This window comes from Collinsella sp. wc0583, from assembly GCF_046116915.1.
Lineage (GTDB): Bacteria > Actinomycetota > Coriobacteriia > Coriobacteriales > Coriobacteriaceae > Collinsella.
In genome coordinates, this window is the sequence record NZ_JBJXBN010000008.1 from 85,578 (window position 1) to 103,617 (window position 18,040).

Annotated in this window: 10 protein-coding genes; 1 reads left to right on the top strand and 9 read right to left on the bottom strand. The window is 57.5% G+C overall.

Annotated features, from left to right (window positions below):
• Positions 1-148 precede the first annotated feature (148 nt).
• The 6 genes from ACKUUJ_RS08335 to ACKUUJ_RS08360 all read right to left on the bottom strand — a co-directional run bounded on the left by ACKUUJ_RS08335 (position 149) and on the right by ACKUUJ_RS08360 (position 11,072).
• Positions 149-3,499, bottom strand: coding sequence for a hypothetical protein (locus tag ACKUUJ_RS08335; protein ID WP_409065274.1), 3,351 nt, complete (start codon positions 3,497-3,499; stop codon positions 149-151).
• A 119-nt stretch (positions 3,500-3,618) separates the two neighbouring features.
• Entirely contained in the window at positions 3,619-3,813 is a 195-nt protein-coding gene (locus ACKUUJ_RS08340; protein ID WP_118081508.1) for a hypothetical protein, read from the bottom strand.
• 153 nt (positions 3,814-3,966) lie between these two features.
• Positions 3,967-5,862 carry a hypothetical protein gene (locus ACKUUJ_RS08345; RefSeq protein ID WP_409065275.1) on the bottom strand — a complete coding sequence of 632 codons (1,896 nt, stop codon included), beginning with the start codon at positions 5,860-5,862 and terminating at the stop codon, positions 3,967-3,969.
• Positions 5,846-9,778 (bottom strand): hypothetical protein, encoded by a 3,933-nt coding sequence (locus tag ACKUUJ_RS08350; protein WP_409065276.1) that lies wholly within the window; start codon positions 9,776-9,778, stop codon positions 5,846-5,848. Before ACKUUJ_RS08350 ends, ACKUUJ_RS08345 begins: the two co-directional genes overlap by 17 nt.
• Before the next feature lie 318 nt (positions 9,779-10,096).
• A complete protein-coding gene (locus tag ACKUUJ_RS08355) occupies positions 10,097-10,774 on the bottom strand; it encodes a hypothetical protein (RefSeq protein ID WP_147350673.1) in 678 nt (225 codons plus the stop codon).
• Entirely contained in the window at positions 10,746-11,072 is a 327-nt protein-coding gene (locus ACKUUJ_RS08360; RefSeq protein WP_118081498.1) for a hypothetical protein, read from the bottom strand. Before ACKUUJ_RS08360 ends, ACKUUJ_RS08355 begins: the two co-directional genes overlap by 29 nt.
• Before the next feature lie 109 nt (positions 11,073-11,181).
• Here ACKUUJ_RS08360 and ACKUUJ_RS08365 point away from each other — a divergent pair, with 109 nt between their 5' ends.
• Positions 11,182-13,344, top strand: coding sequence for a hypothetical protein (locus ACKUUJ_RS08365; RefSeq protein ID WP_409065277.1), 2,163 nt, complete (start codon positions 11,182-11,184; stop codon positions 13,342-13,344).
• Between the two features lie 84 nt (positions 13,345-13,428).
• Here ACKUUJ_RS08365 and ACKUUJ_RS08370 read toward each other — a convergent pair whose 3' ends face one another.
• From ACKUUJ_RS08370 to ACKUUJ_RS08380, 3 genes are read right to left on the bottom strand one after another with little or no spacing between them, the layout of a single operon-like run.
• Complete coding sequence (locus ACKUUJ_RS08370; protein WP_117862600.1) at positions 13,429-13,677, bottom strand: hypothetical protein; 249 nt, start codon at positions 13,675-13,677, stop codon at positions 13,429-13,431.
• A 56-nt stretch (positions 13,678-13,733) separates the two neighbouring features.
• Positions 13,734-16,169 carry a DUF2357 domain-containing protein gene (locus tag ACKUUJ_RS08375; RefSeq protein WP_118081494.1) on the bottom strand — a complete coding sequence of 812 codons (2,436 nt, stop codon included), beginning with the start codon at positions 16,167-16,169 and terminating at the stop codon, positions 13,734-13,736.
• A gap of 3 nt (positions 16,170-16,172) precedes the next feature.
• Positions 16,173-18,032 carry an McrB family protein gene (locus tag ACKUUJ_RS08380; protein WP_409065278.1) on the bottom strand — a complete coding sequence of 620 codons (1,860 nt, stop codon included), beginning with the start codon at positions 18,030-18,032 and terminating at the stop codon, positions 16,173-16,175.
• Positions 18,033-18,040: the final 8 nt, after the last annotated feature.

Consider the following 18,040-nt stretch of genomic DNA (forward strand, 5'->3'; position numbering starts at 1 on the left):
AAACCAGCCATGAACACACAGGCAATCTCTTCCTCCCCTCTAGTTTGCATATGTCCCCCCTGAATTAATCGGGAAGAGAAAAGCGGCTCCCGCCCCAGGACCCATGCCCTTGCGGCGCGCGCCGAAAATGATCCGCTTTCCTCCGTCCCTAACGGATCAGCTGGCGGCGCTTGTCGGACAGGAAGACGCCGGCGGCAACCAGGACCGTGCCTCCAATTACGAACGTCTCGCCCAGCAGGTTGGACACGTCGCCCGTGGCGGGCATCGTCGTCTGCTGCGTGGTGGCCTCGGACGCCGAGGTCATGTGCTTGGCCTGGTACGCCACCTGCGTCGCAGGCTGAGTCTGCTCGCCATTCCCGCGCTCGGCGGCCTCTTGGCGAGCGATCTCGGCGTTGAGCTCGACAATAGCCTGGTCGAGCTCGGCCTTGGCGGCGGTATAGTTGGCAAGCGCCTCCAAGTAGGCAGGTGCCACAGCATCCGTCGCAGCAACGGCAGCGTCGAGCTCAATCTTGGCAGCTGCGGCGCGCTCGGCGGCATCGTGGGCTGCAGCGATCTTAGCGTTGAGCGCCTCATCCGCATCGTTGGCACGGCCGCTAGCGATGGCGTCGGCAAGGTTGATCCTGCGCAGGCGGGCAACCGCGGCGGCAGAAGCATCGCGATCAGCGGTCGCATCCGTTACGGCGTCGTCCGCCGCAGTCACGCCAGACTCGGCATCGGTCTTCGCCGAAGCCGCTGCCTCAACAGCAGCATCGGCAGCGGCCTTGTCCTCCGTCGCCTGAGCAAGCGCCGCGGCGGCATCATGTAGCTGAGCCGCACGAGCAGCAGCCGCGACGGATGCGGCCTGACCCGCGGTCACAGCCGTGCCGGCACCGCTCGCAGCAGCCTGGGCGGCAACAAGCTCGGCCTGGGCAGCAGCGACGTCGGCATCTGCCTGGCCTGCCGCACCCTGCGCGGCATTCACTGCAGCCTGCGCGTCAGCCTGAACGGCACGCGCCCCCTCGAGCACCGCCGAGGCCGCATCAAATGCACGCTGAGCAGCGGCAACGTCGGCAGAGTACGCAGCCAGCTCGTCCTGGGCGGCAGCAAGCGCGCTCTCCTTGTCGCCAACGCCGGCGCGAGCGGCATCCAGCGCACGCCGGGCAGCGGCAGCCTTGCCCTTGGCGACATCGAGTTCATCAGACTTGGCAGTCACGACACTCTGCGCCGCGGTAACCGCAGCGCTGGCAGCGTCCACGTCGGCGCGGGCATCAGCCACGGCACGCGCAGCGGCCTCAGCCGCGGCCTGCTTCTCCCCCACGGCAGCCTGGGCATCCGAGGCCCCAGCGGCAGCAGCGTCAACATCGGCGGCAGCAGCATCGACTTGAGCCTGCCTTGCAGCGGCGGCCTGCGACGCGGCGCTCACCTTGCCGCCAGCCTGCGCAGCCGCGCCCTGAGCGGCAGAAAGCTCCTGACGAGCCGCGTCCACGCCCTGCCCAGGATTTGCCAACGAGTCACACCACGCATTAAGCGCAGCCTCGTATTCGGCAACCGTCATCGGATTGGCGGCATTCGTGTACCATCCTCCAGACATAGAGAACGTCTGCGCCTGCGTAAGCCAACGGTTCATCGTCCCGCGCGTGCAAACCCCCATACCCGTTACGGTGTAATCGGGATCGATCACATTCATGTAGTGACCGACTGTATGCACGCTCCCGCCATGCGCAGCCACGTAGCGATCGATTTCGTCGCCATGCTGCTCGTAGAAATCAAAAGCAGCCTTTCCCGTAAGGCCCGTCGCTCCCAGCGTAGCCGCAGCGCGGTCAAAGACGGCCTTCTCCTGATCGACCCACTGGATGAACGGGTCGCTTCCGTAGTTCCACGCCACGTTTTCGCCCACGTTGAACTGCATGGCGTGCGCAGTCTTGGTATCGGAGAAATTCGCATCGGCAATCGCGGTCGCCATCATGGCATACGTCACCTTGAGCTCACCCAGGCCAACGCTCGCACGATACTTGTTGCACGCCTTGAGCCACACAATCGCTTGCTTCATGTTGGTCAGACTCGTCGCGTCAACCTCCTCGCCCACCTTGGTGAGGCTGGCATATTTGCAGTTGAGAATCAGGTCCGCCGCATCGTCGGCACCCACGCTCTTAAAGAACGCAATGGCGCCCTGGCGGTAGTTTTCCGCCGAGGCGTTCGCCGTAGCCTGAGCGGCGTCGAGCTTGGCCTGCGCTTGAGCTACAGCCTGATCGGCCTGCTGCTTTTGAGCCTTTGCCTGGTCGAGCGCCTTGTCGGCAGCGTTCTTCTCGTCCTTAGCGGCCGAGAGCTTGGCCTGAGCGTCGGCCAGCGCCGCAAGCGCATTGGCATGCTCGGCCTTAGCCTGATCGACGGCGGCGTCTGCCGCGGTCGCAGCAGCCGTGGCAGCGTCCAACTTGGACTGCGCGTCAGCCGCAGCCTGCTGCTGGACGGCGAGCGCCTGCTGAGCAGCCTGCACCTCACCCTCGGCAGTGGTCACTTCCTGCGAGGCAGCAGCGAGTTCGCCCTCGCGCTGCGCCTGGACCGACTTGGCGGCGTCCAGCGCGGCAGCGGCGGCGTCCACCTTGGCCTTGGCAGCCTCGTACTCCGGGCCCGCGGCACCCTGCTCGGCACGGTCGAGATCGGCCTTGGCGGCATCATAGCTCGCCTGAGCGGCATTCACATCCTTATCGGCCGCATCCTTTGCCTGCTGAGCTGCCGAAAGCTTGCCTTGCGCGTCCTGCTGTTTGGCCGCGGCGGCATCAACGCCAGCCTGGGCATTCGAAAGCCTGACCTGCGCGTCGGCGGCCTGCTGCTTTGCCTGCTCCAGCTCGCTCGCGGCCTGCTCGGCAGCGGCCTGAGCCGCGGCAACAGCCTCGGGCGTGGCATCGGCAGCAGCGGCCTGCGCGGACTTGAGCGCAGCCTGGGCATCGTCGGCGGTCTTCTGGGCAGCGGTCAGGGCTTCACCCTTGTCCGTCAGATCCCTCTTTGCGGCATCGAGTGCAGCTTGAGCGTCCTCGAGCGCCTTCACGTCCGCATCGGCCTTGTCCTGCGCGGCACCCATCTGCTGCTCCAGCTCGGCCGAAGCTGCAGAAGCGGCAGCGTCGCTTGTGCCACGGGCCGCATCGTAGGCGCTCTGAGCCTGCTGCTGGTTGGCAGCGGCGGCGTCGTAAGGAGCGGCGGCCGCATCCAAATCGGCCTTGGCAGCAGCGGCCTTAGCGCGAGCCGCATCGACCGCAGCCTGCAGGTTGGCGACCTTCTGCACCGCTGACACCGTGCCCGCGCCAGCGCTAGCAGCAGCCGCGCTCGTCAACGGAGACAGCACCGCAGCCGGCTTCGCAGTAGCGTCGGCACCGTTCGCACCCTGCGCCACCGCAGTCAGCGGAGACAGCAGCGACCCGCCCGTCATGGCGATCGTTGCCGCAGCAACTGTCGCCATACGCCCGGCGGCCTTCGCCTTACCCGCAGCGCCGCCATTGATGTTCTTGTTCACGTTCTTGCTCATTGCCGATTCCTTCCCACGATGAGCTGATGTTTGACACATAATCGATCCAATATGCCCCGCTAAAAAGAGGTGATAACGGGGTAATTAAATCGGAGGAGTTGGAGACAAGCCCACATCCATCAGCGGATGCCGAGCTCATACTCCCGCTCGCGCTCAATATCATTCAGGTACTCATAATCTTCGGAGCTAAGCTCTAGATCATCTTGAGCGAACATGTAGTTCTCGGCCTTAGAACCAATACTGCAACCGTAGATGGTATTGAGATCGATATGGTCGGTATTGTCGTTGTAAAGGGGGAAAATTCTGCTGGTCATGCTCAAGTACCTCTCAACATAAACTGAAAACTCGTTTGCTTGGTCTCTTTTTGAGACCCCATCTGATGTGCTATGGCTGCAGTATATGTTCTACCCTTTTACAATGCAAGCGTAATTTCAAAAAGTTCTAGGAGCGATAATTGCGCAACACCATCACTTGTCGCCACCGCCATCCTCTACCGCGCCCTCACGCGCAGCGCACTCGTTGAGATACTTGACCGGAATCGGCCACACGGACGGAGCCTTATAGCGCGAAAGGCCTATGTTGGCCAGCTGAACCAACAACTCAGACAAATCATCGCCGTCGAGTACCTCAATCGAACGCACGTGAATCGCAGTCGCCATATCCTCCTGGGTGCCGTTGTTGACGCCCACAAAATAGCAAGTCTTGCCCGCACGCTCGAACGTTCCAATGCCGTAATAAGGCGAGTTGTAGCTCTCGAAAATCTCTTTCTTACGCCCTGCTTTGCCTGTGAGCTGATGCTCACCCACCAGGGCCATAAAGTTATTGGAAAACGTCGTCAGTCCCGTATCCCGCACGCGCGCAAGCATAGACTGCCCGTCCGCATGCACGTCAAAGACATAGGCGCCCTTATCGAGTTTGCCGTCCGCGGTCAGCAGATCGAGCTCCATCTCGTCCTCGGGACCATCCTCTGCCGAATGTGAGGCATAGCGCATGCCCCCATCCGCGCCAATCGCCAACGTAGCGATACGCGAATCCAGCTCAATCTTGTCCTTTGTTTTATGCGGCACATCGACCAAGCCACACACCGTCACCGACTCAATATCCAAAGCATCAAGATCAAACGCCGTCACCCGCTCGTCGACAACATCCTGCTTTACCAGCAGTTCTTTGAGCATGGCGCCCAGGATCGCCTCTTGCGCATTGCGATCCTTTTGCTTTGGCGCCACCTTAAACAGTGGCTCGCACACATCCGGTGTCACGTGCTGTTCCACCACGCCAGCATGTAAGGCATAGCCGTCGTCCTCAGCAACCTCATTGGGCACAACGACAAGGTTCAGCGCCCGCGAATCCACGGCCCTTCCGCCATACGTTGCGCGAACGCCCCACGAGGAATCGTTAAGTCGATCGGCCAGCTGGCGCGCCACTTCGGCAAGCCCATTGCGCGCAAACGACACCACGATTCGCTGCCCCGCCATGCGCTCCGCAACCACGCGCGCGTACTCATCACCCTTGAGCACCTCGTAGAAACTCTTACGCGGGTATTCCATGAGCGTCACCCGGGCGAAGTCGCTGTAACGGCGTTCGAGAATCTGCAGCTCTCGATACAAAATGCCCTTCTTGGTATAGGCGACCTTGTCCGCCTGGGCCGAGAACGTCAGATCACGGCGCTTGGACGGCTTGTCGCCCTTGGCTCGGCGCAGGATGTACTCGTCTTTTTGTTCGTGGGCAAGCACCATCGTCGCCACGGGCGATAGCCTGTAGCCCACTTGGCTCTTAATCTTTTCGAGCTCTTTCTCGTCACCTTGTGCCCTGCCAATAAGCACACGGCGCTTGGTAAACGTCCGAATCTTAAGATCAAAGGTGCAATCCTCATCGATAACGATTTCAACCGTTTCGATCTTGGCAGGTCCCCTTCCGTCGCTTTCGACAGCATCGCGGCGGGCACCCTTGGCGCTAATGACATACAGGTGCCCGGTGTCATTGGGAACTTCGTCCTCAATCCCCTCAAACTGAGAGCAGGAGTTGAACAGCAAGCGGAGCGCAACGTAATCGTCCAACTCGTTCCAATTAGTTTTAATCGGAACTATCTGCTCCTGATAAAGCGAGGCATTAAGGTCGCCCGTCTGCACGCCCGCTTTGACCATCAGAAAGACGCGGTTGTCTGCAAGCTGCGTGAGCGCGACGACCTTGCCCGTCTGGCACACATCGGCCATAAAGTTCGCCACGGCATGCTTGCCCGCATCGCCGACGTTGCACCAAAAGACCGAGTAGCGCTCCTCGGCAGCAGCGGCATCGAGCTGCAACACGAGCTCTGATACGGCGATGTCTCCCAAACCGCACGGCTGGTTATGCTTCGATTGCACGGCCGATCGCCTCCATCATCTCCAAATTGATTGCACCGTCGGCGGCCATATAAGGAACGGAGAACACAGTCCCCTCAGCATCGAGTGCCTTGGGCACGCACTCAAGCGCTGCCTCATCAGCCAAAACGTTGACGATTAGCAGGCGTTTCGCCCCAACCTTTTGAGCCTTCGCCCTAAAGCGCTCGGCATCCGACGCCTCGCGACCGTCGCGAACATAAGCGATATAGGCACCGATGCGATAGTGCTTAAAATCGATCCATACCCCGGTCGTGTTGCCAGCAGCATCGAGCACCTCAAAGTCGCCACCTGTCTCGGCGTGTGCCGCATCGCCACGCGTAAGCGAATAGCGGCCGTCGTAATATGCCTCAAAGATTGCCCTTCCGGCAGATTCTCCCAGCTCACCCAGGTAGACCGCCTGGAACATATAGGGCGTCATGTGCGCCGTCGCCGCCGGCTGCAGCGTTGTGGGCACCCCGTCGCTCGACCAACGCTCACGCACTTCGCGAATTGACAGCAGCTCGGGTACGCGCGCCGCCGCCTGGCTCACCTGGCGAACCGTCGCGCCCTTTAAGCCCTCCTTGCAGTGGCAACGATCCTCCAGACGAGCAGCAATCTGCTCGACGGGCTCACCATCGTAGCTAGGGAATTCAAAGTGCGGCACCTTGCATGCCCCGCCTTCTGCATAGGCATAGCCATTTGCAGCATGCGACATGCGCAGCGCGGTACTCCGGCGCTCTGGGTATTGCGCGAGATCTTCCCACGGCAGGCAAAAATGATGCAGGTAAAAGTCGCGCTCGCCATCAAAAGCAGTGAGATCTTCGTCCCCGGCGTTTAGCGAGGTAACTTTCCACGCCAGCTTTTCGTGCTTTTGCTTGGCAAGGTTGTTCCTAAAGGCGGCAAGGTTCTGCTGCTTAACGGCAGCGTGTTCCTTGTTGTCCGTCATATGGTTGTTGGCAGCGGCGCAGGCACCAACCACCTGCTCAAGCTCGTAGCCCATCGGCAAATCATGCAAGAACGAAAAGTTGCAATCGTTCGCAATCTCGCGGTCGAGCAGCACCTGCACGCAAGGCATCTTTACACTCGTGCGCATCAGGCGACCCACAGCCTGTGCCACAATGCGAGCGCCTTCGACCTGATAAGAGAGGGTGTCGCGCACCGGCAGGCTCTTATTAACGCCAGATAGAAGCATCCGTACGTTCCGGCGCTTTTGAGTAAACGGAACCTCGCCGCGCGCTACCAGTTCCTCCTGCTCCACCACGCCAAGTAGCGCCTGCTGGACAAACTTATTTGAGTTGATCTCCACTCCCCAGGTCAAACGACTTGTGGGCGACTCGATATATAAGAAATCAAGATCCATCTTGGGGCGACGGTCGGCATTTTCAAAGCCGCAATCGACCTGATGAACCATGTCGCACAGATTCTCCGGCACCTTGTATTTGAGATTCTTGGAAAAGCCACCGGCCGAAAGATTGATAAACATCAGGGTCGGCTGGCCCAGCTCGAGACGTTTTTGAGCGCCACGCCAACCTGCATCCCATTCCGCAGCGTTAAAGCACGGCACCATGTCCTTGGCGGCCTCAAGCGATTTCTCGTACGACATCTCGGGGCACTTGATGTTTCTAATCACCAGCTCCGCGACAATCTCGCGCGCAAGATCCAGCGCCAGACTATTGAATTCGCCATGGTTTCCCATGTGGCGCGTGGTAAAAACGGCTCCCGCCCGTTGCTCGTTACGCGCCACACCACGGGCCCAAGTACTCACGGCAACAAGCGTCTTGCTCAGGCGCTTCAGCTCAAACTCGATGCTCTTGGCGTCGCTCACGCCCACCCTGTCAGCAATCTTTAAGCGCAAGCGCACCGCAAGTCCCTCACTCACGCCAATCCCGTCAAAGAACCGCATCGCGCGCTCGTACACCTCGTCGGGCGACACAATGATGCCGCCAAAGGCGCCGCCTGCCAGCGCGACCATGCCGGCAATTTCCTTGGACTCATCCACCCAGGCAATATCGACGTCGTACTCCTTCGCAGCCTGTTTGTTAAACAGCTTAGTCTGTCGCACGATTTCCTGGTTGAGCTCGCCAATCCAAGCGTCCTTGCGAACCACGCCATGAACCTCGTCAAGGTAATCGAGGTTGAAGTTTTTGACGGTCGGCGCACTCCATGTTGCGCTCATGCACACGCAAGGCGCTTTGGCGGCAATGGAGGCAAGGTAGGCCTCGGGCATGCGCTCAATGCCGTGGCTGGTTAGGTACGTGGTAAACATGTGCTCGATGGTGGTTTCCATCACTAGATAATCGACACCACGCGCATACATCGAGTCGTCGGCGGCATCGATCTCGTCATTCTTGCGATCTTTAAAGAACAGCGCCAGCATCAACGAATCCCAAAAATACTTCTCGCTGGTCTGGTTGTTCCTAATGCCCAGGGCATCGATGATGTTCTTGCGCGAAAGGTCGTCCTTGTACGAAATGCTGCCGTAGTACAGCTTGTCCATAAGCGTGGCGCAACGGGCGAGATGACCCACCACCATCCTGACCAGACCGCGTGCACGACGCACCGCCTTGCTGACGGTTTGCTGCCCACTCCCTCCGCGAGTGATAATCATATTGCGAGTACCGCCCTCATTGAGTTTGAAGCGCAACGGATTCGCCGAGTTGTCGCCCACCGAAATATCGTCGCTGCCAAACAGATGTCGACCGGAGAGCTGCTCTTCTTTCGCCTCGTCAGACAGCGCAAAAGGCGGACGCAGTTTCATGTCCTTAATACAAGAGGCGAGTGCCTTTTGAATTTTCTTGGCATCCTTGGCGATTTCTTCGGCATCTTCCTCTACGCTCGCCCGCGAAACCCTGTTCCTCTCGGCGTTTGACCCTTTGTGATCGCCCGACGTGGAAGCGTGCGTATAGACCGCCATCCATTGATCTCGATTCCCCAGTAGCAAGGGGTCCACCACACCGCCGTTAAAATGACGATCGAGGATACGCAATACTTCGTCCGGTTGAAACGTCACGGGATCGTCTGTCAGCGTCGACAGTATGTCGGCCTTCATGTGGTCGATTTCATCAAAGATAAACAGGCCCTTCTCGGCAGCCATTGCGTTAAAGAGCACAACGCCTGCACCGGTCACTGTATCGATCCTATTGATGAGCTTTTGCGGCGTCAGGGCAATCACATGCGGTATGCTCTCGTCATTGAGCAGGGCAGACGGCCAAATCTGGGGGATCACCTCCATGCCGCGCGTGATGTTTTTGAGCTCGTGGCTCACAGCCCAACGCAAGCTCGCATCCGCCGACGATAGCTTGTCGCGAAGGGCGGGGGTCAAACGGTCTGCAACACCTCCCAGACGATTTCGAGTGTCAAGGATGCCCAAAAGGTCATCGGCGATCTCCATCGCGTTGCCCCACGCTCGCTTAATGATGCGATGAGAGCTCTCGTCGTCCGCCTCGATGGGACACGGAATGTCGCGCACGCCCACGGCGCCCTTACCGCGCGTAGTCTCAATCCAATGCAGGATGTTATCGCCCGCACGCGGAAGATCGAACACCATGCGCTGCGCGGCATCGCCATCCATGCCCTGTTCAACCAGCAATTTGCGCACGCTCGCAACGTAGTTGTCGCGGTTGTCCTTACCCGGCACCACAAACACCAGGTAACGACGGCCCGGGCACTTGTTAAAACAGCCCGAATCGTCCCAGCCACCGGCGATGAGGTCGGCTGTGACCTGCTCGGCCGTATAGTTTTTACCCGAGCCCGTCGTGGCGCCCAAAAAGTACAGGCCATTGTTGCCCTGATCCTTGGGGGCAAACAGCGCACGCTCAAAAAACTCGCGCATCGCCTTTTGACGTGCAAGATAGGGAGCGAGCTCCTTGTCGTCCGCAGACGACGGATTCGATTGGCAGTTGAGATCCCACATAGCCATGGCCAAACCTCCGATTTAGTTGTTACACGTGTTTGATACCATCCCGTGCGGACAAAACTCGCGCTGGGCGGTCAAGGCGGCGGCGTCCATGCCGCTTGAGAGAAGAAAGAAAGGAAAGAGGAGCAGTCAGCGACTACTCGCACGAAGCGAGCAGTTTCTTAAGATCGCACTCCAACGCCTCGCGCTCTTTGGCATCGATCACTGCAAGGGCGACACGCATCAGGGATGCATCGGCGGCAGACTCCTGAACCTGGTCGGGGCGCTTGCTAAAGCTTTTCCCGGCAGCCTTCCGATCGGTCGCGCCGTTCAGTGCGGTGGCTAAAGATTGTCATCGGACTTTGCGCTGGCTTTGGCCGCCTCTTCGCCCGCGATCAGGTCCTTAACCGTTATATACGCACTGTACGTAGCATCCTCGATCTTTTCCAAAACATCATCAGGGTCGCAAGTGCCCCAAGTTTCTTCGAGGACTCGAGCCAATCCCCAAGCAGCGCTGAGCAGGACGTCAACGTCCTTTAGATCTAAATGATCGACCGTAAAGGGATAGTCCGCGCACTCCAGTAGATACGTGTCAACTGCGCCAATTGCCTCAGCCACGTATGGCTCAAGATCGCAATGGGGTTGGAGGGCGCACAGCGCCTTGTGCGGATCGGTCGGCTCGATCCAATACAGCGTTGTCGCATCCTCGCATTTCTCGAGCGGATAACGCTCAACCGCCTTCTCCCAACTTTCATACCAAGGATCGGCATCGCCGTCCGTCATCGACCTGCAAAGATCAATCGCCGCAGAAACAGTCGCACACGAGCATCTATAACTGGCGCCTTTCCTAAAATCATCATTGAGCTCGTCGTCGCCAGACAGCCTCGCCTCCATGATCAGAAACGGGCCGTCATCATCTGTAATGCTCATGGGATAGTTGTCACATTCGTAGTACGGATACATTTTGTCTCCAATCAACCGTTCGGTCACATTAACAAGCAATATCAAAACCGCGCTCACGCGGAGGGTTGTCGTCCTCGATCCATTCGAGCCCGTCGTTCTCATCGATTCCGGCATCGGGGACTGACGACCATCTGAACTCGAAACCAAGCTGGTCAAGCTCATCGACTCGCTCACTGATTACTCCGTACGCATCCAACGCATTCTCGAAATCCTCCGAAGACACATAGCCGCGCTCGCACTGCTTGCGCATCTGGTGCAAACGACCCATGGCGGCAGCGATGATCTCGCGAAGAACGATAACCTCGCGCTCGCATACATCGATGTTTCCTTTGTTGAGCTTGATGCAATCGGACATAACGGCCTCCCTGGTTTTAAGCCTTTTCGCTTGATTCCATTGAACAGCCGCAAACAGCCGCGTAATATGACTTTTATCGGGTTTTAAATTTTGGCTGTTTGGAGCATTAATGCTTGATTCCGAACAAGAGCCGTTTAGCTGGGGTTTCGAGGCTGGCTTTCTTCGCTCTCCCGTCAATCCCCGCATGCTTCTTCTTAACAGAACGCCAGAGATTGATTGCGCCGATGACGGAAACGCAACCGGCAATGCAAGCGCATGGAATCTCGTCTCCGTAGCCAACGACCTATTACGCGTCGACTTAAGCTCGCTTTTCAACGAGATTGGGGGCCACTTTCGTGAGCGAGCAAAATTGCGCTTTTACATCGATTTGCAGAACGCCATTCGTCAGCCCCCTGCTCCCCACGATGCGCAACACGCTTCGATGGACTACGCAGCCGAACCAGACCATGACGACTGGCTCGATCCAGACGATTCCGACCAAGAGTCCGCGCAAGCAGAATTGAACGAAGCCGAAATCGAAGTCAACCTTCAAAAACAAAAGGAACGCGACCTCGATTTCTTTGCTCCGATATTCGATAAAGCCATTACGCGCCATGCACACGGAGAGATATCTGGCATGGCCAGGTATCTCCTTGAAAATGTCTGCAGGCAGTGTGTCATGAACATCACAGCGATTCCCGACTATCGCTATTACAGCTGCTGGATGAACAACAACGCTATTGAGTGCAACGAAATCAACCGCCTGTACCGCGCGGTGATCACGACATCGGCCCAACTCAATAAGCAAGAAATGGCGTCCCTCTTCAGCTCCTATCTCAAGCTCGTCTCGAACGACATGGACATTACAACTACCAACGGCAAGACCGGGCTAACAGAACCGGTGCCGTATAAACGCGACAATCCAAGAGACAACTATCCAAAGGTCAACTCGCAGATAGAAACAGCTTGCGTTTGCACCAATACCGATCTCTTTCGAGCGCTTCTCATTGTTTTTTATCAGGAATGTCTGGAGCTTGCCCCGCTGCTTAAAAACACCGAGGCACCTAGCCTGCTCGCGCAAAACGAAGAGTTTTTCCCAGCCGCCATCAAAACAAGCGACCCGCGACAATTTCGATTATTCGATAATCAGCTGCCGGCAATCATCCGCTTTGGCGACGCTTTTGCATACGCAGCCAAAAAGCACTTGCCCGGAAACGAAACGGCTCAAAAGCTCGAAGAACATTTGAGCGATATAAAACGCATGAATAGCGCCCCCTTTATGCAGGCGTTTCGCAAGAACTATCTCGAGGCTATGCGCGAGAACCAAATCTACGCAAATGGAGACTTCCATACGTATGCAGAGCTTAACGACCAGGAAAACCTCAATAGGCTCGTAAGGCTTCAAGCTGTTATTGCAAAGGCAGGAGAGCTTTACTTCACCGAAGAGGAATGTTCCTTTGCAAGCCTTTATGCCCGCATCCTCCACGAGCTGCTGCTGTGCGGCATTATGCCGATAACATGCCAAACCTGTGGTTCGCTCTTTTTTCCGACCGGCCCTAACAGCAAGTACTGCGATCGATATAACGCGGCGACCAAGCTCTATTGCAACCCGCGGCACAACGCCAAAAAACATCTTGGTCGCAAATCACCCCGCGACGTCGCACTCAATATACGGAGAAAAGCCGGCACGGCATACGAAAAGGGTTTAACGGATTGTGCCCACTATTTTGACAGCCTTGGCAATTTTGTTCTCGATGGTCTTGGCCCAACATACCAAGCGAGCGACCTAATTTCCGACGAGCTCTATGCGGCATGGCTGTCTATCGTCAACCAGCCCAATTGCAGGACAAAAATCAGGCGACCAGATAGGAACGGTTTTCCATACCCCGTACTGTGGTACGGATTCATCCTCAATGGCATACAGTATGTACAAGTCGAGTTTCCCGAAGCCGAGTACCCGGCGCTTTTTGAACGCTTGAGCCAGCTCGCCGAAAGCCCGCAATCAAAGTGCACGCTGAAGCACAAGGGACCCGGCGAGCACCCATACAGCTCATGGCTTATCAAGTTATACGAGTTGTTGGAGATCATTGCGCAAATTAATAGCGCCGACCAGGTGGCAAAGCCCATTCCATTGCTTGGAATAGATAGGGACGATTGTGTCTCGACCGACCCGACCGCCCAAGGCACACGGAGCGCGCCCGACGCATGCGTCTACAGCACCGGCACGATAGATAGCCTTAGCTTTACCGTGTATACGAAGGGATATGACCCGGAAAAGCGGGAACGAGCCTGATGTAGCGGCTTCGAGCGAAGCCGCCGGTCACGGGGTGGCACCGGGGCGCGGACGCCGCGGGCCATTGGGAGCAACCCTCCTCCGCTACCTGCGCGACGTGGCAGCGCCGCTGCGTCGTCCCTGTCGCCGAACATCGTCCTGAAGGCGCGGGCGGGTGTCCATGAACAGCCGCGCCCGCACTAGCCTGGGGGACAGCCGCCCCGCCACCAGCAGTGCGCCGGCACGCCTCGGCACCGCCAGGGTCTCCGCCTCCACGGGCAGGGCAACTTTCTCGATGACCTCGGCAGAGCACACGCCCGACAGGTCAACCCCGTTGTAGACGATTGGCCTCATGCGTTGCCCCTCGCGCGCCCGTAGGTGTTACCGCTACTCTGAAAATGACCAGATGATCACCCAACAATCTTTGGCGAGTGGGGGCTGAACGCATCGTTGCCGTTCTGTTCATCCACCGCCCTGCGCCCCAGGCTTAAGGGTTCTGCCGCGTCATCTTCCACCCGCACGGACAGGACATAGTAGAAGTCGGCACCCTGATTCCCACGATCCCGCACGTAGCCAAGGTCGGCCAGGCGGTCGGCCAGCTCGTCCCTCGAAACCAGCTCATTCGAGGTTATGCGACACGCCACAGGCTCGATCTCGTAGGTGTTCGTCTGGCTTATGGCGTTCCGATAGAAGCGGAACCACGACGTGCGGAAGAGATCCTTATGGTGCGAGTAGACATGCCCGTCCTTAATGGCATAGAAGTAGAAGAGAAAGCGCCCGCCCTTGCGGAGCCTGCCGCTGCTTTCGAGAAAGTGATAGTAGTCATCGGGAGAGTCCCCTCGAATGTAGCCAATCACGAACGATTCGCCACCATGCCCGTAGGAGTCGCTATCCGTCTTGCCCGCGCTTGGAGGCTCAGCCACAACCATTTCGGTGAAGTAGCTCAGCCGGTTCAGCCGCGTATTGCTTGCCGTGTTCTCGCCGATGACCTTCTCTATGAAATCGCGCAACGCATTCTCTGCCGTCCTGCTGATGCTCGGCTTCATGGCGAAAGCGCCGACACCCGGCAAAATCTCCTCGAAGAGCCGGAATTGGCCCTTCTCGCCCGTTTCGCCCGACCCCGGATAAAGCACGTAGCTGCCAACCGTGCGCCGTATCGCGTCGTTGTACGTGTGCATCTTCAGCAGGTCACCGCGCTTGTAGGTGTTCGTGGTGGAGGCCGCCTTCTCCTCGTTAAGTTCCTCGCGCTCTGCCTCCTCGGTGCCCACATCCTTGCCGACAAGCCCCGTCAAGTCGGTGATGCGGTACTTGGCGTCGAAGTGGACGAATGCAACAGCTCCATCTTGCACTGCGGCTCGCTCGTTTGTATAAGCATCCGGGAATATCGCGAGCGTGTAGTCGGGTCTGAACGGTCTCGAGTACGAACCCTCGTAACGAGTGGCATGAAAGTCACGGGGCGAGAAGGTGCGGTTGTAGTAGAGGTTTACCTTCGCGCCGCACTGCGCAATCTGGAATGACTGGCAGGAGCGTACGCCCTGCTTGAGGGATATTGACAGCCCACCGTCGGGATTCGTCCCGATAAATGGGTGGTCATCGGTGCTTATCGGCTCGCACCCCTCGATCCCCCTTACGATGTCGTACAGCTCAAAGAAGATCCAGTACTCGTAGAGGAGGGCCACATTCTTCGATTCGCCCTCGTAGATGTCATCCTTGCCCTTCCAGTCGAGCTGCAGCGCCATATCGAGCATGGAATATGCGAAGAAGATCTGCGAGTATCCCTCGCGCTTCTGCAACACCTGGTTGTTCTGAGGCATCATCTGCAGGGTGCCGACATCGTCGAAGAAGGCGTCGCTGAGTATCGTATCCAGCATGGCGTGCAGCGCGGCGGCTTCGCGATAACACTCCGTCTGCCGAGTATCGCCCTTCTCGGCATCCAGGACAGTCATCAGAGAGGTGCAGATCCGGTCAATCTCATGCAGGGCAAATTTCACAAACCGATTGGCGGGCGTGTCGAGCAGGTCGTACTTGCGCGTGACGCTGACCATCTGGGGGAGGTAGACGCCTCCCGCATCGCCGCCGCAGTTCAAGCGCGTCCACATCCGGCTGTTCGAGAAGGGGTTCGTATAAAACCTCCGGGACGGCATGCCAGCCCCAACCGACCGCAGCTCGTCCTCGTGATCCAGCGTCCTATCAGGGTTCCTCTTTATCGCCTCGAAGAGGGCTTGGAGGTTCGGTTCGTAGCAGAACTGCCGCAGGAAGACGAACTGCTCAAGCAGCGTCTCGCGATTCTCGTCGGCTTGCTTGTAAACGTTCGACGTGGAGCCCGAGTAGTCAAGGAGCAGCGCAGCGCACCTTGCGGCAAGCTCCTCGGTGAGCTCGATGTAATCGTCTTCATAGCCAATCTTGAGCGGGACGACTTCGAACTGTAGCATCGGCGCATCAGCTTCCTCGCCGAATCGAATCCTCGAACGCCCGAGATAGTTCACGAACTGGAAGGTGACACTATTGCCGTTTCTGTCGCACCTGATATTCTTGCCTTCGTTTTGGAACGAGGCGCGAGGATGCAGGCCACCATCAGGGGTCCGCTCGTATTCGAGCACATAACATGTGGTTTCGTTGATTCGAAGCGTGGGACTCCCGTCAAGACCGTCCTTGACGGCGAAGGCTGGTGTTGAACCAGCGCCATTCTGGGATGCTTCCGGCTTGAGACCGAAACACGTCAGCCCGGTTAGCCCGGTCTGCTGTTCCTCGTCCCAATCGACTCGGTCATGCGCACCGCTCTGGTAGAGCCTGGCTATTGTTCTTCCATCCGCTGCAAAGCGGATTGCGCCGATGCTGCCGTCCATAGGCTAGATGAAGCTCGCATACTGCACGTTATCGAGTTTCGCTGCCATCTGGCTTATCTTAACGGAGCTCAGCTCGCCATCGCATATGTCTTTCAGGCTTTTAAGCAGATTGCCGATCTCACGCTTGTTACCATGGAGCTTCGGCAGCACCTTCTGGACAATCTGCTCATCGACAGAACGCTCGAGTTCGTAGTTCTCGCCGTCAAGCTCGTGCGCGGCATTAACGTACATTCGCACTTCGCGCACGGTGCGGAAGGCAAACTCATAGCCGCATTTCTCCAGCTCTTCATACAGCTTGTCGAACTTCTCGAAGATGGCGTTAGCATCATCTTCGCTGATGTAATTGGCTCCCTCCCATATGTCCTTGGCGAGACGCAGAAAAGCCTGGGGGACGCCGGAAGCTGCGACGGCAACGTCCGGCGCATCCTCGATGGCTTTGAACCCTGCGAGGACTTCGGCCTTCGACGGCTTGAACTCTATGACGTTTGCCCTGTCGAGCACCTTGGGGCTAAACATGTAAGTGGTCTCATCGATGTTCACGGTGCCGACAACGAACAGGTTCTGCGGATAGGGCAGCCTGTCAGCACCGCCATCGCCGTACCCATCAAGCACGATGAGGTTATCCTCGCCGATGGTCTCCATGTGGCTGAGGAAGTCTGAGAAATACCGCTCGACATGGCTCAGGTTCATCTCGTCGAGGATGAGGAAATACGGAACCTCGGGGTTAGCGTTGGCCCGTTCGATGAGTCTCAGTATGCCGGTCTCTTCGTACGCGCCTTTGCCGCCGTCTGCAATCGGGTTGAAGAAGCCCAGCACCTTGGTGTTGTCGGTCCAGTCGGCACCGACCGGGACGAGCAACCAGTTTGGCTCCCCGTCTTCATCCAAGACCTCAAGGTACTTTGCAAAACGCTTGGAAATCCGCGTCTTGCCTGTTCCGCTGTTGCCAGCAAGGATGACAAAGGGCTTTGCCAGTAGTGACGTGATGTAGCGCCTGGAGAAGTCGGTTTTAAATTCAGCTGGAAGGTTGTTTAGCTGAAAAGTCCTCTTCTCTCTGCTTGATGCTTTCGATGAATTCTTTGCAGCAAGGTCGATTAGTTGATGCATTGCGGGCAGCACGTCATCGCCTTGTTCGTAGTCGATGCCCTCTTCGGCAATCAATTGGCTCGCTATGAGGTTTCGCATGAACTCAGCCACGCTGTAATCAAACTCAAGTTTCCCTGCGTAAACGTCAGCGAAATACTTGAATGCCGTGGTCAGGCTACCAGCCCTCATCTTGCATCCGCGATTGCAAAGGGCAATAAGATCGTCAATTCTCGACTTGTAGTCGTAATCTATCGCACCCGAAAACTGCCCGTCTTTGTATCTGCTTCCAGTGGCGAAGAAGAGTTTCGTTAGCTCCAAGATATATGCATCTTCGGAGACGCCCACAGGCTTTACTTCGGCTGCATCCATCCAGAATGTCCTTTCCGCAAAACCGTCCTCTTGCAACGGCGATGAATCGTTTACTTTGCCCGTCACTGGCAACAACAGCAGTGCGGCAAACAAGTTGCCGACATTTGGACGCTTTGCCCCGTCTCCTTGTATTTGCACACGTACTTTTCCGCCTTTTTTTGCAACGGGATAACGCGTGCCAAGGGAGACAACTTGCCCAGTAGAGGGTACGACTACTTCCAAGATGATTGCGTGTCCGATAATGTCAACTGCAGTCAGCGTATCCCCGTTTGCAAGAGAGCCTGAACCTTTGAGTTCGTACTGTCCAGCACCACCTTGTCCAACTGTTCTCCCGCGAACGGATAGCGTATTCTCGCTATATATAGAATTCGGAATGGGATAGCTCAAATTCCATTCATCGACAAAGGACATGGCAACCA